The 22280-nt window shown below is 70.5% G+C and carries 16 protein-coding genes and 1 riboswitch; of the genes, 13 read left to right on the top strand and 3 right to left on the bottom strand.

Annotated elements, in window-relative coordinates; all coding sequences use genetic code 11:
• Window positions 1-41 precede the first annotated feature (41 nt).
• The 5 genes from malE (at window position 42) to LOC65_RS09175 (ending at window position 6048) form a co-directional block, all read left to right on the top strand.
• Window positions 42-1235, top strand: a complete 1194-nt coding sequence (gene malE / locus LOC65_RS09195) for a maltose/maltodextrin ABC transporter substrate-binding protein MalE (RefSeq protein ID WP_009856689.1) — start codon at window positions 42-44, stop codon at window positions 1233-1235.
• 123 nt (window positions 1236-1358) lie between these two features.
• Window positions 1359-2912 (top strand): maltose ABC transporter permease MalF, encoded by a 1554-nt coding sequence (gene malF / locus LOC65_RS09190; RefSeq protein ID WP_164962510.1) that lies wholly within the window; start codon window positions 1359-1361, stop codon window positions 2910-2912.
• Window positions 2913-2915: 3 nt separating this feature from the next.
• Window positions 2916-3806 carry a maltose ABC transporter permease MalG gene (gene malG, locus LOC65_RS09185; RefSeq protein ID WP_009856691.1) on the top strand — a complete coding sequence of 297 codons (891 nt, stop codon included), beginning with the start codon at window positions 2916-2918 and terminating at the stop codon, window positions 3804-3806.
• Between the two features lie 23 nt (window positions 3807-3829).
• Complete coding sequence (locus LOC65_RS09180; RefSeq protein WP_009856692.1) at window positions 3830-5518, top strand: alpha-amylase family glycosyl hydrolase; 1689 nt, start codon at window positions 3830-3832, stop codon at window positions 5516-5518.
• Window positions 5519-5571: 53 nt separating this feature from the next.
• A complete protein-coding gene (locus LOC65_RS09175) occupies window positions 5572-6048 on the top strand; it encodes a pullulanase-associated domain-containing protein (RefSeq protein WP_009856693.1) in 477 nt (158 codons plus the stop codon).
• Window positions 6049-6153: 105 nt separating this feature from the next.
• Here LOC65_RS09175 and LOC65_RS09170 read toward each other — a convergent pair whose 3' ends face one another.
• On the bottom strand, window positions 6154-7428 hold the full coding sequence (locus LOC65_RS09170; RefSeq protein WP_230247273.1) for a carbohydrate porin: 1275 nt from the start codon (window positions 7426-7428) through the stop codon (window positions 6154-6156).
• Between the two features lie 174 nt (window positions 7429-7602).
• Window positions 7603-8622 carry a glucokinase gene (glk, locus tag LOC65_RS09165; RefSeq protein ID WP_164962509.1) on the bottom strand — a complete coding sequence of 340 codons (1020 nt, stop codon included), beginning with the start codon at window positions 8620-8622 and terminating at the stop codon, window positions 7603-7605.
• 385 nt (window positions 8623-9007) lie between these two features.
• On the opposite strand from glk, the gene LOC65_RS09160 reads away from it, so the two are divergent.
• Window positions 9008-10918: a glucokinase gene (locus LOC65_RS09160; protein ID WP_230247272.1), complete on the top strand. Its 1911-nt coding sequence runs from the start codon at window positions 9008-9010 to the stop codon at window positions 10916-10918.
• A 12-nt stretch (window positions 10919-10930) separates the two neighbouring features.
• A riboswitch (S-adenosyl-L-homocysteine riboswitch) is annotated at window positions 10931-11021 on the top strand.
• Window positions 11022-11038: 17 nt separating this feature from the next.
• Complete coding sequence (gene metH, locus LOC65_RS09155; RefSeq protein WP_081666887.1) at window positions 11039-13762, top strand: methionine synthase; 2724 nt, start codon at window positions 11039-11041, stop codon at window positions 13760-13762.
• Between the two features lie 33 nt (window positions 13763-13795).
• On the opposite strand, the gene LOC65_RS09150 is transcribed toward metH, so the two are convergent.
• Window positions 13796-15325, bottom strand: a complete 1530-nt coding sequence (locus tag LOC65_RS09150) for a YifB family Mg chelatase-like AAA ATPase (protein ID WP_029718435.1) — start codon at window positions 15323-15325, stop codon at window positions 13796-13798.
• 218 nt (window positions 15326-15543) lie between these two features.
• Between LOC65_RS09150 and LOC65_RS09145 the strand changes: the two genes are divergently transcribed.
• The 6 genes from LOC65_RS09145 to LOC65_RS09120 all read left to right on the top strand — a co-directional run bounded on the left by LOC65_RS09145 (window position 15544) and on the right by LOC65_RS09120 (window position 22275).
• Window positions 15544-15708, top strand: a complete 165-nt coding sequence (locus tag LOC65_RS09145; protein ID WP_165713979.1) for a hypothetical protein — start codon at window positions 15544-15546, stop codon at window positions 15706-15708.
• A 19-nt stretch (window positions 15709-15727) separates the two neighbouring features.
• Entirely contained in the window at window positions 15728-16066 is a 339-nt protein-coding gene (locus LOC65_RS09140) for a P-II family nitrogen regulator (RefSeq protein ID WP_009857452.1), read from the top strand.
• A 41-nt stretch (window positions 16067-16107) separates the two neighbouring features.
• Entirely contained in the window at window positions 16108-17520 is a 1413-nt protein-coding gene (locus LOC65_RS09135) for an ammonium transporter (protein ID WP_230247271.1), read from the top strand.
• Window positions 17521-17666: 146 nt separating this feature from the next.
• On the top strand, window positions 17667-18962 hold the full coding sequence (gene gshA / locus LOC65_RS09130; protein ID WP_230247270.1) for a glutamate--cysteine ligase: 1296 nt from the start codon (window positions 17667-17669) through the stop codon (window positions 18960-18962).
• Between the two features lie 90 nt (window positions 18963-19052).
• Entirely contained in the window at window positions 19053-20939 is a 1887-nt protein-coding gene (locus LOC65_RS09125; RefSeq protein WP_009857449.1) for a potassium transporter Kup, read from the top strand.
• A 136-nt stretch (window positions 20940-21075) separates the two neighbouring features.
• Entirely contained in the window at window positions 21076-22275 is a 1200-nt protein-coding gene (locus LOC65_RS09120) for a benzoate/H(+) symporter BenE family transporter (RefSeq protein WP_310736919.1), read from the top strand.
• Window positions 22276-22280: the final 5 nt, after the last annotated feature.

Below are 22280 nucleotides of genomic sequence, written 5' to 3'. Positions count from 1 at the left end.
TTTCGTTCCCACACCGTCAAGACAACGACTGAGGAGCCACCATGACGACAACCATCAAGCCGATCGCCGCCGCAGCAGCCATCGTCGCGTCCTTCGCCTTCGCCGGCGCCGCCAGCGCGCAGGAAGCCGGCAAGCTGCTGGTCTGGATCAACGGCGACAAGGGCTACAACGGGCTGCAGAAGGTCGGCGACGCCTTCACCAAGGCCACCGGCGTGCCGGTCACCGTCGAGCACCCGGAAGACGCCCCGGGCAAGTTCCAGCAGGCCGCCGCCGCCGGCAAGGGCCCGGACGTCTTCTGCTGGCCGCACGACCGCATGGGCGAGTGGGCCAAGTCGGGCCTGATCGTGCCGGTCAACCCGTCGAAGAAGGTGCGCGACGAGATCGAGGACACCGCCTGGAAGGCCTTCGGCTACCAGGGCAAGACCTGGGGCTACCCGATCTCGGTCGAGGCCATCGGCCTAGTCTACAACAAGGCGCTGGTGAAGACGCCGCCGAAGAGCTTCGACGACGTGATCAAGCTCGACAAGGAGCTGTCGGCCAAGGGCAAGCACGCCATCCTCTGGGACTACAACAACACCTACTTCACCTGGCCGATCCTGGCCGCCGGTGGCGGCAGCGTCTTCGGCCGTGACGCCAAGGGCGACTACGACCCGGCCAAGGTCGGCGTCAACTCGGCCGGTGCCGTCAAGGGTGCCGAGCTGCTGGCCTCGATGATCAAGAACGGCAACATGCCCAAGGGTTCGGGCTACGCCGAGATGGAAGCCGCGTTCAACAAGGGCGACGTGGCGATGATGATCACCGGCCCCTGGGCCTGGGACAACCTGCGCAAGAGCAAGATCGACTTCGGCGTCGCGCCGATCCCCGACGTCGCCGGCAAGCCCTCGCGCCCGTTCGTCGGCGTGCTCGGCTGCATGATCTCCGCGCCCAGCAAGAGCAAGGACGTGGCCAAGGAGTTCATCGAGAACACGCTGCTGAAGGTCGACTCGCTGAAGACGATCAACGCCGACGTGCCGCTGGGCACGCCGGCGAACAAGGCGTTCTTCAAGGAGCTCTCCAACGACCCCAACATCAAGGCGACGATGGAGAACGCCCGCCGCGGCGAGCCGATGCCCAACATCCCCGAGATGGGCCGCTTCTGGTCGTCGATGGCCTCGGCGCTGGAGAACATCACCAACGGCCGCCAGCCCCCGAAGGAAGCGCTCGACGCGGCCGCCGCGCGCATGCTCGGCAAGTAAGCCGGCACGGCCGGCCACCGGCGGGCGCCCGCGCGGCCCCGCCCGGTGGCACACGCACGGGGCGGCCTGGCGCCGCCCCGGTTCGAGCGACGGCGCCCGCGAGGGAGGCGCCACGGGACGACGATGGGACGAACCGACTGGGGCCGACTGCTGAAGTGGCCGTTCACGACGGTCACGGCGCTGGCCTGCCTGTGGCTGGTGTTCCGCATCTACGCCAGCGGCCAGCCGCTGTGGGCGGTGGCGCTGCTCGGGCTGTTCGGGCTGGGCTTCTTCGTCTACCTGTCCAACGTCGCCTTCGCCTACCGCTACCTGTTCCCCGGCCTGGCCGGGATGCTGGTGTTCGTCGCCTTCCCGCTGCTGTACACGGTGCAGATCGGGTTCACGAACTACTCCTCGTCCAACCTGCTGAGCTACGAGCGCGCCAGCGCCTACCTGCTGGAGCAGACGACACCCGGCGAAGGCCACGGCTGGGGCTTCACGCTGCATCCCGACGGCGAGCGTTTGCGGCTCGTGCTGGCGCCGGGCCAGGCCGACGACGACGAGGAACCCGAGACCCGCGCGGCGCGCAGCGTCGTCACGCCGGCGCTGACGCTGGGCGGCGCGCAGGAGCTCAGGCTCGAGCCGCTGGCCGCGTCGGGCTACACGCCCGGCGAACCGCTGCCGCTGGGCGCGGTGCTGAAGAACCGCCAGGCGCTGGCAGCGCTGAAGCTCGTGCTGCCCGACGGCAGCGCGCTGTCCTATGCCGGCGTGCGCGAGTTCGCGCCGCTGGTGCCGACCTTCACGCGTGAAGCCGACGGCGTGCTGCGGCAGACCGCCACCGGCGAGCTCTTCCGCGCCAACCACGACACCGGCTTCTACGAGAACGAGGCCGGCGAGCGCCTGCAGCCGGGCTTCAAGGTCGGCATCGGCCTGGGCAACTACCTGCGCATGGTCGAGGACCCGGACTTCCGCGGCCCGTTCATCCGCATCTTCGTCTGGACCGTCGTCTTCGCCGGGCTGACGGTGCTGCTGACGCTGGCCGTCGGCACGACGCTGGCGGTGCTGCTGAACTGGGAGGCGCTGCGTTTCCGCACCGTCTACCGCACGCTGCTGTTCCTGCCGTACGCGGTGCCGGGCTTCATCTCGATCCTGGTCTTCAAGGGCCTGTTCAACCAGAACTTCGGCGAGATCAACCTGATCCTGAACGCGCTGTTCGGCATCAAGCCGTCGTGGTTCGCCGACCCGTTCCTGGCCAAGGTGATGATCCTGCTGGTCAACACCTGGCTGGGCTACCCGTACATCATGGTGCTCTGTACCGGGCTCATCAAGGCGATCCCGTCGGACCTGTACGAGGCCTCGGCGATCTCCGGCGCCAAGCCGCTGACCAACTTCTGGAAGATCACGGCGCCCTTGATCGTCAAGCCGCTGACGCCGCTCCTGATCGCGTCGTTCGCGTTCAACTTCAACAACTTCGTGCTGATCGCGCTGCTCACCAACGGGCGGCCCGACTTCCTCAACACCAAGGTGCCGGCCGGCACGACCGACATCCTGGTGTCCTACACCTACCGCATCGCGTTCCAGGACTCGGGGCAGAACTTCGGGCTCGCCGCGGCGATCTCGACGATCATCTTCTTCCTCGTGGCGATGCTGTCGATGGCCAACCTGAAGCTGGCCAAGGTCAACGACGAACGGAAGTAGCGCATGGCCATCGTCACCGGCAAGTCGCAACGCTGGCGCCTGATCGGCGCGCACCTGTTCCTGATCACGCTGATCGCGGTGACGGTGTTCCCGCTGCTGGCCATCGTCTCGATCTCGCTGCGCCCGGGCAACTTCGCCACCGGCTCGCTGATCCCCGAGACGATCAGCTTCGAGCACTGGAAGCTGGCGCTCGGCATCCCGTACCAGGCCGCCGATGGCAGCCTCGTGCAGCCGCCCTTCCCGGTGCTGCGCTGGCTGTGGAACTCGGTGAAGATCGCCGGCATCTCGGCCTTCCTGATCGTCGCGATCTCGACGACCGCGGCCTACGCCTTCGCGCGGCTGAAGTTCCGCTTCAAGACGCAGATCCTGAACTCGATGCTGCTCTTGCAGATGTTCCCGGCGGTGCTGGCGCTGGTGGCCATCTACGCGATCTTCGAGGCCATCGGCAGCTACGTGCCCTGGCTGGGCATCGAGACCCACGCCGGGCTGATCGTCGCCTACCTCGGCGGCGTCGCGATGCACATCTGGACCATCCGCGGCTACTTCGACACCATCCCCGTCGAGATCGAGGAATGCGCCAAGGTCGACGGCGCGACGCACTGGCAGGCCTTCCGCTACGTGCTGCTGCCGATGGCGGTGCCGATCCTGATGGTCGTCTTCGTGCTCGCCTTCATCGGCGCGGTCATCGAGTACCCGGTGGCGTCGATCCTGCTGCGCCAGGAGCACAACCTGACGCTGGCCGTCGGCTCCAAGTACTTCCTCTACGAGCAACGCTACCTGTGGGGCGACTTCGCCGCCGCGGCGGTGCTGTCGGGCCTGCCGATCACGCTCGTCTTCCTGTTCGCCCAGAAGTGGATCGTCTCCGGCCTCACGGCGGGTGGCGTGAAGGGCTGACGCACCTCACCGGACTGCGCCGCATGATGTTCCGCCGCACCTTCGCCGCGCTCGCGGCCGCCCTTGCCGTCTCGTCCGTCTGGGCCGCCGACGAGCCCGCCGCGCGCCCCGGGCGCTTCGCCGACAACCCGATCGTCTACTTCGTCGTCACCGACCGCTTCGCCAACGGCAACCCGGCCAACGACGGCAGCTACGGCCGCACGCGCGAAGCCCGGCCGCAGGACGACATCGGCAGCTTCCACGGCGGCGACCTCGCCGGCATCACGCAGAAGCTGCGCGAAGGCTGGTTCCGCGAGCTGGGCGTCAACGCGATCTGGATCACCGCGCCCTACGAGCAGATCCACGGCTGGGTGGTCGGCGGCAGCAAGGAGTTCAAGCACTACGGCTACCACGGCTACTTCGCGCTCGACTTCACGAAGCTCGACGCGAACATGGGCACGCCGGCCGAGCTGCGCGAGCTGGTGGCCACCGCGCACGGCCAGGGCATCCGCATCCTGTTCGACGTCGTGATGAACCACCCGGGCTACGGCGACATCCAGAGCCTGTCCGAGTACGTCACCGAGCCCGAGACCGACAGGAAGCGCGGCATGCTCTGGAAGGGCTACGAGGCCGCGACGCTGCGCGACTACCACTCGTGGATCGACTACAACGACCCGGCCTGGCTGCAGTGGTGGGGGCCGGACTGGATCCGCTCCGGGCTGCGCGGCTACACCGAAGGCGGCAGCGACGACCTGACGAAGCAGCTCGCCTACCTGCCCGACTTCAAGACCGAGTCGGACAAGCCGGTCGGCCTGCCGCCGTTCCTGAAGAAGAAGGCCGACACCGAGGCGGTGGAGTTGCCCGACACGACGGTGCGCGGCTACCTCGTCAACTGGCTCTCGCGCTGGGTGCGCGACTACGGCATTGACGGCTTCCGCGCCGACACCGTCAAGCACGTCGAATATGCCTCGTGGACGGCGCTGAAGGACGCGTCCACGAAGGCGCTGGCCGAGTGGAAGGCCGCCAACCCGAAGGCCGCGATCGACGACGCGCCGTTCTGGATGACCGGCGAACACTGGGGCCAGGGCATCGCGCGCACGCGGCACTACGACATCGGCTTCGACAACATGATCAACTTCGACTTCCAGCGCCGCGCCGAGGCCAAGGGAGCCGAACTCGAGCCGGTCTACGCCGAGTACGCCCGCACGCTGGCCGCGCCGGCGACGCACAACGTGCTGTCCTACCTCTCCTCGCACGACACCCAGCTCTTCGACCGCAAGGCGATCCTCGACGGCGCCACGGCGCTGATGCTGGCGCCCGGCGGCGTGCAGATCTACTACGGCGACGAGAGCGCGCGCCCCGACGGCCCGGCGGCCTACGGCGACCCGCAGCAGTCGACACGCTCGGACATGAACTGGGCCAGCCTGGACACGGCGGCGCTGGCGCACTGGCGCAAGCTGGGCCAGTTCCGCGCCCGCCACGTCGCCATCGCACGCGGCCAGCACCGCCAGATCGCGGCCCAGCCCTACACCTTCGCCCGCGTGCTGCCCGAGGACCGCATCGTCGCGGCCATCGGCGCCCGCGGCACGGTGACGATCGACGTCGCCGAGGTCTTCGCCGACGGCACGCGCGTGCAGGACGCCTACGGCGGCGGCCGCGCGACGGTGGCGGCCGGCAAGGTCACGCTCGACGCCGACCCGCGCGGCGTGGTGCTGCTCGAAGCGCTGAAGTGAACCAAGGAGGCCGCGGGTGGGCGGCCCGTTCGAACCCCACCGAAGGAGCAAAGATGAAACGACTCGCCTGGATCGCCGCACTCGGAACCGCCGCCCTGCTCTCGTCCGGCCCGGCCGCCGCGCAGGACGCCGTCAAGGCCGCCGAGGTGCCGGCCGACTCGGTCTCGCTGCACTACTACCGCCCGGACGGCAACTACGCCGGCTGGGGCGTGCACTTCTGGGAATCGTTCGAGAAGGTGCAGGACGGCCAGGTCGTCGGCGCCAAGACCAAGTCCGACGCGCCGATCATGGGCATCACCTGGGGCAACCCGATGCAGCCCACCGGCAAGGACGGCTTCGGCGTGTACTGGCAGGTGCCGGCCAACGAATTCCGCAACGGCAAGATCAACTACATCATCCACCGCGGTGACAGCAAGGACTGCGTGAAGGACTCGGCCTGGTTCCTGCCGCAGGGCCGCCAGATCTTCATCAACCAGGGCGACTGCACGGCCTACCTGACGCTGGAAGAGGCGCTGAAGGCACGCAAGTGACGCGGCCCGCGGGGGCCGGCGACACGGCCCCATGAAAAAAGGCGCTCCGTCGGAGCGCCTTTTTGCTGGCCGGACGGCCGCCCGAGGCGGCCGTCGCTCAGCTCGTCACCACCAGGCCTCGACCTGGAAGCCGATCGTGCTGCCGTGCGTGGCCGTGCCGAACTTGCCACCGGCGATCGCGCCGGCGTAGATGTCGCGCGCCGCCTCGTTCCACTTGGCGTAGGTGTAGAACAGGCGCAGCTCAGGACGCGCCCAGAAGCTCGGGCCCACCGCCAGCGTCGGCGCGATGGTGAACTTCGTCAGGTTGATCGTCTTCTGGTAGCTGGCGTCGTCGTTCGGCTTGATCCGGTCGTGGCCGAGTTCGGCGACGATGCGGAAGTAGTCGTTGATCGCGTAGACCGGACGCACGCCGGCGGACATCCAGGTGCCGTTGAAGCCGATCCAGTCGCTCTTCGGCGTGTCGGACTTCTGGTAGATGAAGGTCGCCATGCCGCCGAACTTCGGCGTCGTCTGCCAGTTCAGGATTTCGACGAAGCGCCACTTCTTGGCACCGTCGGAGTTGGCCATCTCGTCGGTCGCCGGATAGCCGTAGTCGAACTGCGCGACGGTGCCCTTCGAGTACTGCAGCGCCGCCTTGTTGAAGCCGCCGAGCACGCCGCCCTTGAAGTGCTGGACCGTGAAGCCCCAGCCGTTGTTGTCGTTGGCGTCGACGCTGGTGTCGGCGGTGTTGTACTGCAGGCCCAGCGTCAGGTCGCCATAGGCGCCCAGGCCGATGCCGCCGACGCGGAAGTCGTGCCGCGTGGCCGCCGTGTCCTGGCCCATCGTGTTGCGGAACAGCGCATAGCTGAGGTTCAGGCCGCTGTCGCCGATCTTGTAGCCCTCGACACCGAAGCCGGTGCCCGAGGTATCCCAGTAGTAGAAGTCGTTGATGTGGATGTCCTGGCGCTGGTAGTAGCGCTTGCCCACCCAGACCGCCGCACCGTTCATCATCGGCAGGTTCTTCACCTCGATGTAGTTCTGGCGCGCCGCGATGTCACCATCGTCGACCAGGCTCGCGTAGCTGTCGCTGTTGTCGTTGTTGTTGATCGAGTACGACAGCATGCCGTGGTAGATGAACTTCACGCCGTCCTTCTTGGACTCGAAGAGCTCCTGCGTGAAGCCGAGCTCGGCGTAGGTGTCGCATTCGTTGCCGAGGCGGTACTTGGTGCCGGTCAGCCCGGGCGTGCCCGGCAGCGCGAAGCAGACCTGGCCGCCGTCCTCGGAGTTGCTGCCGCCGCCCGAGCGGAGGTAGCCGTTGAAGTCCAGCGCGAACGCGCTGCCGCTGCACAGCGCGGCAGCGGCGGCGAGCGGAAGAAGTCGGGTGTGAAGGCGAGACATCATGAACTCCTCATTCGTGGTCTATTGGTGATGGGGACGGGAAGGGAATTCGGCGGGCGCCCGTCGTGCAAGCCCCGACCCGAATCGCGACCGTCGTCCAGGCGGTCGCGGCTGTGCCGTCGCGCGCGGGGTCTCGCGGTCCCCCGGCCCGACGGGCGCCTGGATGCCACGGCGCGTTCATGCGGCGTGGCCGGTTGAGCCGGCGCGGCGGCGCCGCGCCTCGATGGCCGCGGCGGCGCCATACAGCGCCGCGTACGGCTCGACGATCAGCGCCGTCGGGATCGCCTCGAGGTAGGCGCGGAAACGCCCCTTGGACTCGAAACGCTCGCGAAAGCGCGACGCGAAGAAGAAGTCGGCGAAGTGCGGCACGATGCCGCCGCCGATGAAGACGCCGCCGCGCGCCCCGAAAGTCAGCGCGACATTGCCGGCAAAGCCGCCCAGCATCGCGCAGAAGGTGTCCAGCGTGGCCGCGCACAACGTGTCCTGGCCGCTGGCGCCGCGCGTGCCGATGTCCTCGGCCGTCAGCTCGGCGGCCGTCTCGCCGCGCACCCGGGCGACGGCGCGGTACAGCGTCGGCAGGCCGATGCCCGACAGCAGCCGCTCGGCCGAGACGTGGGCGAACTCGCCGCGCACGGTGCGCAGGACCTCGGCCTCGAAGTCGTCGGCCGCCGCCAGCGTCGCGTGCCCGCCTTCGCCGGCGATCGCGCGCCAGCCGTGCGCGGTCTCGAGCAGGCCGCCGACACCCAGGCCGGTGCCGGGCCCCAGCACGGCCAGCGTTCCGCGCGCGCTGGGCAGCGCGCCGTGGGCGCGCAGCTGCCGCGGCGCCAGCCCGGGCAGCGACAGCGCGAGCGCCTCGAAGTCGTTGAGCATCAGCAGGCCGTCCAACCCGAGCGCGGCCTCACTCGCGGCGCGCGAGAACGACCAGGCGCTGTTGGTCAGCTCGATGCGGTCCTGCCCGACCGGCGTGGCGACCGCGAACGCGGCCCACGACGGCGGGCGCCAGGCAGCCCCGGCCGCGGCCTGCCGCTCGGCCAGGTAGGCGCCCGCGGCCTCGACCGGGCCGGGATGGTCGGCACAGCGCACGCGGTGGATGTCGCGCGGCGCGCCCCCGGGGCCGTCGACGAGCGCAAAACGGGCGTTGGTGCCGCCGATGTCGGCCACCAGCCACGTCTGCCCGGCCGCGGCGTCGAGGTTCACGACAATCCCTCCCCCGCCGCGCTCGACGAGGGCCGGCCGGCGCACACGGCGACGATCGGGTGATGGTTCACGCAAGCCCTCCTCGACTCGAACCAGGCGCGCCGGATCGGCGCCGCTGCGATGCACGGCAAGATGCTTGCAAAGCGGAGAAAAGGTAGCAAAACTACAAGTGCGCGACAAGCCAATGTTGCATGAGGGCAACTGAGGGCTTCCCCCTGACCCCAGGCTCGCCGGGCACGCGGCCTGCTTGGGCTTCCTTGAAGCAGGGCTGTCCTGGCCACCTTCTGGTGCAGGCACCCTTGGACGCGGATCTGACGGGATCGGTAGTCCGGCTACATCGTTACCCCGGCCGCACCGTCAGACGGCCCGGAGCTCGCCAACGGCCATGACGCCTTTCGAACACCCCCGCCTGATCGCCGACATCGGCGGCAACTACGCCCGCTTCGCCGTCGAGGCCGCCCCCGCGGTCTTCGGCCACGTCGCCTCGATTCCCTGCGCGGCGCACCCGGACTTCCATTCCGCGGTGCGCGCCTATCTGGGCTCGCTGCCGGCCGCGCTGGCCGAGAGCATCGAACACGCCGCCGTCGCCATCGCCAACCCGGTCGAGGGCGACCTGGTGCGCATGACGAACTACCACTGGCAGTTCTCGATCGAGCAGATGCGCGAGCGGCTGGGGCTGCAGACGCTGGTCGTCATCAACGACTTCACCGCGCTGGCGATGGCGCTGCCGCGGTTGTCCAACGCCCAGCGCCGCCAGGTCGGCCCCGGCGAGGCGCGCGAGCGCAGCGTCATCGGCGTCATCGGCGCCGGCACCGGGCTGGGCGTCTCGGGCCTGATCCCGACGGCCGACGGCTACATCGCGCTGGGCACCGAAGGCGGCCACGCCAGCTTCGCGCCGCGCGACGAACGCGAGATCGCGATCCTGCGCTACGCCGCGCGCCAGCACGAGCACGTGTCCTTCGAGCGCCTGCTGTCGGGCCCGGGGCTGGAGCTGATCTACCGCGCCGTCTCCGAAGGCCGCGGCGGCGAGCCGCTGGCGGCCACCGAGATCACACGCCGCGCGATCGACGGCGGCGACGCGCTGTGCCTGCAGGCGGTGGAAGCCTTCTGCTCGATCCTCGGCACCGCCGCCGGCAACCTGGCGGTGACGCTGGGCGCCTTCGGCGGCATCTACATCGGCGGCGCCATCGTGCCGCGGCTGGGCGAGTACTTCGAACGCTCGCCGTTCCGTGCCCGCTTCGAGGACAAGGGCCGTTTCAGCGACTACGTGCGCACGATCCCGACCTTCGTCGTCACCGCCGACAACGCGACCTTCGCCGGCGCCTCGGCGATCCTCGCCGAGCAGCTGCGGCGCATGGACGCGCAGCAGGACACCGCCGTGCTCGGCCTGATCCGGCGCGTGCGCAACAAGCTGTCGCCGGCCGAGCGCCGCGTCGCCGACCACGTGCTCGCGCACCCGCGGCCGACGCTGTCGGACCCGATCGCCGAGATCGCACGCGCCGCGTCGGTCAGCCAGCCGACCGTGATCCGCTTCTGCCGCTCGCTGGGCTGCGAGGGCCTGTCCGACTTCAAGCTGCGCCTCGCCTCCAGCCTGACCGGCACGATCCCGGTCACGCACACCCAGGTGACCGGCGAGGACACGATGCTGGAACTCGGCGTCAAGGTGCTGGGCAACACCGCGCCGGCGATCCTGCAGGTGCGCGACCAGCTCAACCGCGACGCCATCGACCGCGCGATCGACCTGCTGACCGCGGCCGAGCGTGTCGAGTTCTTCGCCGTCGGCCACTACGGCGTCGTCGCCGACGACGCGCAGCTGAAGTTCCTGCGCTTCGGCGTGCCGTCGATGGCCGTCACCGAACACCGCCTGCAGGTGCTGACGGCCAACGTGATGCGGCCGACAGACGTCGCCGTGATCATCAGCAGCAGCGGCCAGGTCGAGGACCTGCTGGCGGTGGCCGACAAGGCCCACGAACGCGGCACGCCGGTGCTGGCGATCACCGCCAGCCAGTCGCCGCTGGCGAAGAAGGCCGACGTCGCGATCATCGTCGACCACCTCGAGGACCCGTCGACGCACGTGCCGATGATCAGCCGCATCCTGCACCTGCTGGTCATCGACATCCTGGCCGTCGGCGTGGCGATGCGCCGCGGCGCCGAGCGTGTCGCCGAGCTGCCGCGCGAGGAGATCGCCGGCTTCGACGAGGCGCCGCTGGAGGCGCCGCCGCCGGGCGCGCGCCGCGCCGGCCCCGGCATCAGCACCGCCGGCCCGCTGGCCCATCTGACCGCGCACAGCCGATAAAATCGCGGGCTCCGCCCCGAGGAGCGTTGCGATGGCGTCGGCCACCAGGCTCGGGGCGAGCCGCGGCGCCCGCCGCGGCCCCAGGCAACGGCGCTCGTCCCATTCCTCCGGAGTGACACGATGACCGCTGCCCTGCCCGCGATGCGCCTGTCGGGCCTCGAACCCGTCTCGATCGGCGACGGGACGCTGTTCGTCAACATCGGCGAACGCACCAACGTCACCGGCTCGCGCGCCTTCGCCCGCATGATCCTCGAAGGCCGCTTCGAGGACGCGCTGTCGGTCGCACGCCAGCAGGTCGAGAACGGCGCCCAGGTCATCGACGTCAACATGGACGAGGCCATGCTCGACTCGGCCGCGGCGATGGACCGCTTCCTGAAGCTGCTGGCCACCGAGCCCGAGATCGCGCGTGTGCCGGTGATGGTCGACAGCTCCAAGTGGAGCGTCATCGAGACCGGGCTCAAGTGCCTGCAGGGCAAGGGCATCGTCAACTCGATCTCGCTGAAGGAAGGCGAGGCCGAGTTCAAGCGCCAGGCGAAGCTGGTGCGCCGCTACGGCGCCGCCGCCGTCGTCATGGCCTTCGACGAGCAGGGCCAGGCCGACACCTACCAGCGCAAGACCGAGATCTGCGCGCGCGCCTACCGCATCCTCGTCGACGAGGTCGGCTTCCCGCCCGAGGACATCGTCTTCGACCCCAACGTCTTCGCGATCGCCACCGGCATCGAGGAGCACGCCAACTACGCCGTCGACTTCATCGAGGCGACACGCTGGATCAAGCAGAACCTGCCCGGCGCCAAGGTCTCGGGCGGCATCAGCAACGTCTCGTTCAGCTTCCGCGGCAACGACCCGGTGCGCGAGGCGATCCACACCGTCTTCCTGTACCACGCGATCAAGGCCGGCCTGGACATGGGCATCGTCAACGCCGGCATGGTCGGCGTCTACGACGACCTGGACGCCGAGCTGCGCGAACGTGTCGAGGACGTGGTGCTGAACCGCCGGCCCGACGCCGCCGAGCGCCTGATCGAGATCGCCGAGCGCGCCAAGGGCGCGGCCCGAGACGACTCGGCGCGCCTGGCCTGGCGCGCCGGCACGGTCGAGGAGCGCCTGGCGCACGCGCTGGTGCACGGCATCACCGAGTTCATCAGCACCGACACCGAGGAAGCCTGGCGCGCCATCGAGGCCCGCGGCGGGCGGCCGCTGCATGTCATCGAAGGCCCGCTGATGGCCGGCATGAACACCGTCGGCGACCTCTTCGGCCAGGGCAAGATGTTCCTGCCGCAGGTCGTCAAGAGCGCGCGCGTGATGAAGCAGGCGGTGGCCCACCTGCTGCCTTACATCGAGGCCGAGAAGCAGGCGCTGCAGGACGCCGGCGGCGACGTCAAGCCCAAGGGCAAGGTCGTCATCGCCACCGTCAAGGGCGACGTGCACGACATCGGCAAGAACATCGTCACCGTCGTCCTGCAGTGCAACAACTTCGAGGTCGTCAACATGGGCGTGATGGTCCCGTGCCAGGACATCCTCGAGAAGGCGCGTGTCGAAGGCGCCGACATCGTCGGCCTGTCGGGGCTGATCACGCCCAGCCTGGAAGAGATGCAGCACGTCGCCGCCGAGATGCAGCGCGACGCCTGGTTCCGCGAGCGCGGCACGCCGCTGCTGATCGGCGGCGCCACCTGCAGCCGCGTGCACACCGCGGTGAAGATCGCGCCGCACTACGACGGCCCGGTGATCTACGTGCCCGACGCGTCGCGCAGCGTCGGCGTCTGCTCGGACCTGCTGTCCGAGGAGCGCCAGACGGCCTACGTCGCCGAGGTGCGCGCCGACTACGAACACGTGCGCCGGCTGCACGCCAGCAAGAAGGCGACGCCGCTGGTGACGCTGGCCGCCGCGCGTGCCAACCGCGCCCGCCCCGACTGGGCGGCCTACGAGCCGCCGGCGCCGCGTGCGCCGGGCCGGCGCCTGTTCCGCCACTACGACCTGGCCGATCTGGCGCGCGTCATCGACTGGGGCCCGTTCTTCCAGACCTGGGACCTGGCCGGCCCCTACCCGGCGATCCTCGACGACGAGATCGTCGGCGAGGCCGCACGGCGCGTCTTCGCCGACGGCCAGCGCATGCTGGAGCGCCTCATCGAAGGCCGCTGGCTGCAGGCCAACGGCGTCGTCACGCTGCTGCCGGCCAACACGGTCGACGAGGACACGGTCGAGATCTACACCGACGACAGCCGCAGCCAGGTCGCGATGCGCTGGACGCCGCTGCGCCAGCAGGGCGAACGCCCGGTGATCGACGGCGTGCCGCGGCCCAACCGCAGCCTGGCCGACTTCGTCGCGCCGCGCGGCGTCAAGCCCGACTGGATCGGGATGTTCGCCGTCACCGCCGGCATCGGCTGCGAGGAGCGCGCCCAGCGTTTTGCCGAGGCCCACGACGACTACTCGGCGATCATGGTCAAGGCCCTGGCCGACCGCCTGGCCGAAGCCTTCGCCGAACGCCTGCACCAGCGGGTGCGCACCGAGCTCTGGGGCTACGCGCCCGACGAGGCGCTGGCCGTCGACGAGCTGATCGGCGAACGCTACCGCGGCATCCGCCCGGCGCCGGGCTACCCGGCCTGCCCCGACCACGGCCCGAAGCGTGCGATGTTCGAGCTGCTGAAGGCCTCGGAGATCGGCATGGGCCTGACCGAGAACCTGGCGATGACGCCGGCAGCCAGCGTCAGCGGCTTCTATCTCGCGCACCCGGAAGCGGGCTACTTCAACGTCGGCCCGGTCGGCGACGACCAGGTGGCCGACTTCGCCGCGCGCGAAGGCATCAGCCCGGAGGACGCCGAACGCCGGCTGGCGACGCAGCGGCGCTGAGGTCGCCGCGGCCGCGCAGGCCGCGGCATCCGCTCAAGCCACGCGGCCGAGCCCGCGCTGCAGCTGCAGCGCCTCGGCCGTCGCGGTGACGCCGATCGACGCGGCGCCGTCCAGGTCGGCGATCGTGCGCGCGACGCGCAGCGTGCGGTGCAGCCGCCGGCCCGACCAGCCCAGCTTCTCGGCCGCGGCCTGCAGGAAACGCCGTGCGGCCGGCTCGGCGGCGCAGCAGGCGTCGGTGCGCGCGGCGTCGAGCAGGCCGTTGGGCTCGCCCTGGCGGTCCAACTGGCGCTGGCGCGCCGCGGCCACACGGGCGGCGACCACCGCCGTGGCCTCGCCGTCGGGCGCGGCCATCAGCTCGGCAGGCCGCACCGCGGGCACCTCGATCTGCAGGTCGATGCGGTCCAGCAGCGGCCCCGACAGCCGGCCCTGGTAACGCGCCACCGCGTCGGCACTGCAGCGGCAGGCGCGGCCGGTGGCGGCGAAAGCGCCGAGCCAGCCGCAGGGGCAGGGGTTCAGCGCCGCGACGAGCTGGAAACGCGCCGGAAACTGCGCCTGGCGCGCCGCGCGCGAGATCGTGATGCGCCCGGTCTCCAGCGGCTCGCGCAGCGCCTCCAGTGCCGCACGCGGGAACTCGGGCGTCTCGTCGAGGAACAGCACGCCGCCGTGGGCCAGCGAGATCTCGCCGGGCCGCGGCGGCGAGCCGCCGCCGACCAGGGCCACCGCGCTGGCGCTGTGGTGCGGCGAGCGCACCGGGCGGCGGCCGAAACCCGCGCCGTCGAGCGCCTGCGGCGCCAGCCCCTGCAGCGCGGCGGCGACCAGCGCCTCGTCGTCGTCCATCGGCGGCAGCAAGCCCGGCAGGCGCGCGGCCAGCATCGACTTGCCGGCCCCCGGCGGGCCGACGAGCAGCAGCGAGTGCTGGCCGGCCGCGGCGATCTCCAGCGCGCGCTTGGCCGCGGCCTGGCCACGCACGTCGCGCAGGTCGGGCGGCGCCTCGCCGGGCTCGGCCGGCGGCGGCAGCGCCGGCGGCAACGGCTCGGCGGCCTCGCCGGGCAGCAGCGCCTGCACGACCTCGAGCAGCGTCGCCGCGCCGCGCACGTCGAGCCCGGCGACACGCGCCGCGCTGCCGGCGCTGGCCGCCGGCAGCACCAGCGTGCGGCCGCCGCCGTCGCGCCGGGCGGCCAGCGCCAGGGCCAGCGCGCCGCGCACCGGGCGCAGCTCGCCGGCCAGCGACAGCTCGCCGGCGAACTCGCAGGCCGCCAGCCGCGGCGCGTCGAGCTGGCCGTCGGCGGCCAGGATGCCCAGCGCGATCGGCAGGTCGAAGCGTCCGGACTCCTTGGGCAGGTCGGCCGGCGCCAGGTTGACGGTGATGCGGCGGTTGTGCGGGAACGAAAAACCGCTGGACTGCAGCGCGGCACGCACTCGCTCGCGCGACTCCTTGACCTCGGTGTCGGCCAGGCCCACCAGCGTGAAGCTCGGCAGGCCGTTGGCGAGCTGCACCTCGACGTGCACCGCCGGCGCGTCCAGCCCGTCGAGCGCGCGGCTCATCACGACCGCCAGGCTCATCGTCCACCTCCCGGCGGCGATTGTCCGGCCCGTGCCGGGCGCGCACGGGGGGCCGGGACCGCACCAAAGGAGTGCACCAAAAGAGGGATGCACGGGCGCGTGCACACGCTGCCGGCGGTGGCGGCCCTGCCTCGACGGTGCAGTCACCTTTTGTAGCGACTGGCATGGAAGCTGCAGTAGCGGCTGCGGCACTCGTCACCTCCGCACTGCAGCCCCTCATGAAGAGACTGATCCCGGCCGGCCCCGACACCGCAGCGACTCCCGCGGTGCAGGCAACGGGCCGCGCGCATCCGGTGCCGAAGCACATCCCCGTCGCCAAGGCCGGCCACGTCCGCACGTCGCGCTCCGGCGCGCCGTCGGCGGGCGGGCACACGCAACCCTAGAGGAACCAGAGGACCGACCATGAAGATGGTGACCGCGATCGTCAAACCATTCAAGCTCGATGAAGTGCGCGAGGCCCTCAGCGGCATCGGCGTTCAGGGCATCACCGTGACCGAGGTGAAAGGCTTCGGGCGCCAGAAGGGCCACACCGAGCTCTACCGCGGCGCCGAGTACGTCGTCGACTTCCTGCCCAAGGTGAAGATCGAGGCCGCCGTCGACGAGGCCATCGTCGACCGCGTCATCGAGGCGATCGAAGGCGCTGCCCGCACCGGCAAGATCGGTGACGGCAAGATCTTCGTCAGCTCGCTCGAGCAGGTGGTTCGCATCCGGACCGGCGAGACCGGCTCCGACGCCCTCTGAAGGCGCGACCCGAGACCAACCCGAGAAACCACCCTCACATCATGAAGAAACTGCTCTCGATCCTGGCACTGGGAGTCGCGCTCCTGGGGTCGGTGGACCTCGCCCTCGCGCAGGACGCCGCGTCCGCCGCCGCCGCGACGACCGAAGCGGCCACCGCGCCGGCCGACACGCCGGTGGCCGCTCCCGCCGAAGCCGCTCCTGCCGAAGCCGAAGCCGCAGCTGCTCCGGCAGCCGAGCCCAAGGTCGACTCCGGCGACACCGCCTGGATGCTGACCTCCACGATGCTCGTCATCCTGATGACGATCCCCGGCCTGGCGCTGTTCTACGGCGGCCTGGGGCGCTCGAAGAACATGCTGTCGGTGCTGATGCACGTCTTCGTCGTGTTCTCGCTGGTCAGCATCCTGTGGGCCGTCTACGGCTACACGCTGGCCTTCGCGGGTGAAGGCAGCTTCGTCGGCGGCTTCGACAAGCTGCTGCTGAAGGGCGTCACGCAAGAGACCTTCGGCGCGCTGGCGACGATTCCCGAATACGTCTTCATCGCCTTCCAGGGCACGTTCGCGGCCATCACCTGCGCACTGATCGTCGGCTCGTTCGCCGAGCGCATCAAGTTCGGCGCCGTGCTGCTGTTCACCTTGCTGTGGTTCACCTTCAGCTACGTGCCGATGGCGCACATCGTCTGGGGCGGCGGCCTGCTGGCCCAGGACGGCGCGCTGGACTTCGCCGGCGGCACCGTGGTGCACATCAACGCCGGTGTCGCCGGCCTGGTGGGCGCCTACCTCGTCGGCAAGCGCATCGGCTTCGGCAAGGAAGCGATGGCGCCGCACAGCCTGACGCTGACGATGGTCGGTGCCTCGCTGCTGTGGGTCGGCTGGTTCGGCTTCAATGCCGGTTCCGCCGGTGCCGCCAACGCGCAGGCCGGCCTGGCCTTCGTCAACACCGTGCTGGCCACCGCCGCCGCGACGCTGTCGTGGATCGCCGCCGAGGCGATGATCAAGGGCAAGGCCTCGATGCTGGGCGCCGCGTCCGGGGCCGTCGCCGGCCTGGTGGCGGTGACGCCGGCCGCCGGCTTCGTCGGCCCGATGGGCTCGATCGTCCTGGGCCTGATCGCCGGCGTGATCTGCCTGTGGGGCGTGACCGGCCTGAAGCGCATGCTGCGTGTCGACGACGCGTTCGACGTGTTCGGTGTGCACGGTGTCGGCGGCATCGTCGGCGCCATCCTGACCGGCGTCTTCGCGGCGCCGGCCCTGGGCGGCACGCAGGCGGCCGACTTCTCGATGGCGCACCAGGTCTGGGTGCAAACCAAGAGCGTGCTGTTCACGATCGTGTGGTCCGGCGCGGTGGCCCTCGTGGCCTACAAGATCGCCGACCTGACGATCGGCCTGCGCGTCCCGGAGGAAGAGGAACGCGAAGGTCTGGACATCACCTCGCACGGCGAGACGGCCTACAACAAGTAAGCCGCCTGCTCCGCGACACCAGGGCCGCCTTCGGGCGGCCCTTTTTCATGGTGCGAACGGATGCGGGCGCGGCCGGGCACGCCGCTTGTGCTTCGCCCCGCCGTCCCCACGTGCCAGAATTTCCGCCCCACCCTTCCCGCCTGGCCATGGTCCCCAATCTCGTCACCGCTCTCACCGGCCCGATCAACGAGCTCGAGGCGCGCGTCCTGGAGTCGATGCCGGCGATCGAACGCTGGTTCCGGCTCGAGTGGATGGAGCACACGCCGCCGTTCTACACCTCGGTGGACCTGCGCAACGCCGGCTTCAAGCTCGCGCCGGTCGACACCAACCTGTTCCCCGGCAGCTTCAACCACCTGACGCCGCAGATGCTGCCGCTGGCGGTGCAGGCGGCGATGGCGGCGATCGAGAAGATCTGCCCCGAAGCCAAGAACCTGCTGCTGATCCCCGAGCGCCAGACGCGCAGCCCCGAGTACCTGGCCAACCTGCAGTGCCTGATCCAGGTCTTCAACCAGGCCGGCCTGAACGTGCGCCTGGGCGCGCTGGACGACGAGCTGAAGGCGCCGGTGCCGCTGGCGCTGCCCGATGGCGGCACGCTGCTGCTCGAGCCGCTGGTGCGCGCCCGCGGCCGCCTGGGGCTCAAGGACTTCGACCCCTGCACGATCCTGCTGAACAACGACCTGTCGGCGGGCACGCCGGCGATCCTCGAGGACCTGCACCAGCAGTACCTGCTGCCGCCGCTGCACGCCGGCTGGGCGGTGCGCCGCAAGAGCCGCCACTTCCGCAGCTACGAGGAAGTGGCCAAGAAGTTCGCCAAGCTGCTGGGCATGGACCCCTGGCTGATCAACCCGATGTTCGGGCAGTGCGGCCAGGTCGACTTCGGCGAGGCCACCGGCCTGGAATGCGTGCAGTCCGCCGCCGACCAGCTGCTGGCCAAGGTGCGCCGCAAGTACAAGGAATACGGCATCGCCGAGAAGCCCTTCGTCGTCGTCAAGGCCGACAACGGCACCGCCGGCATGGGCGTGATGACGGTGCGCGACGCCAAGGAGCTCGACGAGCTGAGCCGGCTCACCCGCGAGCGCATGAGCGTCGCCAAGGACGGCCAGCCCATCGGCGAGGTCATCATCCAGGAAGGCGTGCCGACGCACGAGCGCGTGGCCGATGCCGCCGCCGAGCCGGTGGTCTGCATGATCGACCGCTACGTCGTCGGCGGCTTCTACCGCGTGCACGGCGAACGCGGCATCGACGAGAACCTCAACGCGCCGGGCTCGGACGTCGTGCCGCTGGCCTTCGCCGAGTCGACGCAGCTGCCGCGTCCGGGCGCCAAGCCGGGCGCCAGCGCGCCGAACCGCTTCTACATGTACGGCGTCATCGGCCGCCTGGCGATGCTGGCCGCGGCCTACGAGCTCGAAGCCACCGACCCGGACGCCGAGATCTACGAGTAACCGAGCGCGGCCCGCCGGCGTGCGCGCGCACGTCGGCCCGGCTTTCGCTACGATCGCGCCGCACTGCGCGGCCGCGACGGCCGTCGTCTCGTGACCCCGCACCCGCCCACCCCCCGCACGCCTGCCGCCCTCGCCGCGCTCACGCTCGGCGCGCTGGGCGTCGTCTACGGCGACATCGGCACCAGCCCGCTGTACGCGCTGAAGGAGGTGTTCCACGCCGGCCACGTGCCGATGTCGCGCGAGAACATCCTCGGCGTGCTGTCGCTGATCTTCTGGACGATGACGATCATCGTCTCGCTGAAATACGTGCTGCTGATCCTGCGCGCCGACAACCGCGGCGAGGGCGGCCTGATCGCGATGCTGGCGCTGGCGACGACGGCCGTCGCCGAGAAGCCCCGGCTGCGCCGCGGCCTGCTGGCACTGGGCATGTTCGGCACCGCGATCTTCTACGGCGACGGCGTCATCACGCCGGCAGTCTCGGTGCTGTCGGCCGTCGAGGGCCTGGAAGTGGCCGCACCGCAGCTCGAGCACTGGGTCGTGCCGATCACGCTGATCGTGCTGACCGGGCTGTTCACGGTGCAGCGTTTCGGCACCGGCGGCATCGGCCGCGCCTTCGGGCCGGTGACCCTGGTCTGGTTCGCGACACTGATCGCGCTGGGCGCGCCGCAGATCGCCGAGCACCCGGGGGTGCTGATCGCGATGCTGCCGACCTACGCGCTGCACTTCATCGTCGACCAGCCGCTGATCGCCTTCATCGCGCTGGGCTCGGTGGTGCTGGTCGTCACCGGCGGCGAGGCGCTCTACGCCGACCTGGGCCACTTCGGCAAGCTGCCGATCCGCATCGCCTGGTACGGGCTGGTGGCGCCGGCGCTGGTGATCAACTACTTCGGCCAGGGCGCGCTGCTGCTCGAGGACCCGACGGCCGTCGAGAACCCGTTCTTCCTGCTCGCCCCCGGCTGGGCGCGGCTGCCGCTGGTGCTGCTGGCGACGGCGGCCACCGTCATCGCCTCGCAGGCGCTGATCACCGCGGCGTTTTCGGTGACCAAGCAGGCGATCCAGCTCGGCCTGCTGCCGCGGCTGCGTGTGGTGCACACCTCGGTGCGCGACACCGGCCAGATCTACGTGCCGTTCGTGAACTGGGGGCTGTACGCCTGCATCGTGCTCGCCGTCGGGCTGTTCGGCAGCTCGTCCAAGCTGGCCGCGGCCTACGGCATCACGGTGACGCTGGACATGACGATCACGACGATCATGACCTTCTTCGTCATCCGCCACGGCTGGAAGTACCCGTTGTGGCTGGCGCTCGGCGCGACCGGCTTCTTCTTCGCGATCGACATCACCTTCTTCGCCTCCAACGTGCTGAAGCTGCTGGCCGGCGGCTGGTTCCCGCTGGTCATCGGCATCGCGATGTTCACGCTGATGCGCACCTGGGTCGACGGCCGCCGGCTCGTCGCCGAGCGCCTGCGCGACGAAGCGATCGACCTGAAGAGTTTTCTCGAGGCAGTGTTCGTCAGCCCGCCGACACGCGTGCCGGGCACCGCGATCTTCCTGTCCGGCGAGGCCGGGCTGACGCCCAACGCGCTGATGCACAACCTGAAGCACAACAAGGTGCTGCACGACTTCAACGTCTTCGTCACCGTGCAGCACCACGAGGTGCCGTGGATCGGCTTCGACAAGCGGCTGGAGGTCGAGCCGCTGGGCCACCGCTGCTGGCAGGTGCGGCTGCACTTCGGCTTCATGAACGACCCCGACGTGCCCGAGGCGCTGAAGCTGCTTCAGGGCCGCGGCGTGCCGCTCGACGAGATGGAGACCAGCTACTTCCTGTCCCGCGACGCCATCATCCCCAGCCTGGGCAGCGGCATGGCGATGTGGCGCGAGAAGCTCTTCGCCAGCATGCACCGCAACGCGGCCGCGGCCGGCGACTTCCTGAACCTGCCGGCCAACCGCATCGTCGAGCTCGGCGCGAAAGTCGAGATATGACGGCTTGGCTCCCTCGCCCCCGCAGGGCGAGAGGGTTGGGGTGAGGGGCCGCGGCCGCACCCTCACCCCAGCCCTCTCCCGCAAGCGGGAGAGGGGGCAAGACGAACCTGTACGGCCGACAGCGCCGCCCTCTTCCGTGCACCTGCCCCGTCCCGAAACACGCCCCCGCCCGTCGCTGCGCGACCTGTCCCTGCCCGCCGTCGTCGCCGGGTTCGTCGCCGTGCTCGTGGGCTTCACGAGTTCGGTGGTCATCGTCTTCCAGGCCGCCGCGGCCTTCGGCGCGACGCCGGCGCAGACGGTGTCGTGGATGTGGGCGCTGGGCCTGGGCATGGGGCTGACCAGCGCGGGCCTGAGCCTCTGGTACCGCCAGCCGGTGCTGACCGCCTGGTCGACGCCCGGCGCGGCGCTGCTGGCCACCGCCGGCCACGGTTTCTCGATGGGCGAGGCGGTCGGCGCCTTCGTGCTCTGCGCGCTGCTGATCACGGCCGCCGGCGCCAGCGGGTTGTTCGCGCGCGTGATGAACCGGCTGCCGCAGTCGCTGGCCGCGGCACTGCTGGCCGGCGTGCTGGCGCGGTTCGCCTTCGACGCCTTCGGCGCGATGCAGCACGAGTTCACGCTGGTCTTCGCGATGCTGCTGGCCTACCTGGCCGGCCGGCGCTGGTGGCCGCGTTACGCGGTGCCCGGCGTGCTCGCCGTCGGCGCGGTGATCGCCGCGGCGCGCGGCCAGCTGCACCTGGGCGGCATCGCCTGGCACTGGGCCGAGCCGGTGTTCACGATGCCCGAGTTCAGCCTGGCGGCGACGATCAGTCTGGCGCTGCCGCTGTTCATCGTCACGATGGCCTCGCAGAACCTGCCGGGTGTCGCCGCGCAGCGCGCCGCCGGCTACGACACGCCGGTGTCGCCGGTGGTCGCGACGACCGGCATCGCCTCGCTGCTGCTGGCGCCGTTCGGCGGCTACGCGCTGAACCTCGCCGCGATCACGGCCGCGATCTGCATGGGCCGCGAAGCCCACGAGGACCCGGCGCGGCGCTACTGGGCCTCGACGATGGCCGGCCTGTTCTACATCGTCGTCGGCCTGCTCGGCGGCGCCGTCGTCGGCCTGATCGCCGCCTTCCCGAAGGAGCTGGTGCTGGCACTGGCCGGCTTCGCGCTGCTGGGCACGATCGGCAGCGGTCTGGCGATCGCGACGAAGGACGAGAAGAGCCGCGAGGCGGCGCTGATCACCTTCCTCGTCACCGCCAGCGGCCTGAGCCTGTGGGGCGTGGGCGCCGCCTTCTGGGGCGTGGTCGCCGGCGCGCTGGCGCTGGCCGTGCAACACTGGCGCCCCACCCGTTAGGACCC

This window comes from Rubrivivax sp. JA1055 (assembly GCF_020966565.1).
In the GTDB taxonomy this organism is placed as follows: Bacteria; Pseudomonadota; Gammaproteobacteria; order Burkholderiales; family Burkholderiaceae_C; genus Rubrivivax; species Rubrivivax benzoatilyticus.
This window is presented reverse-complemented; position numbering and strand designations above follow the sequence as displayed.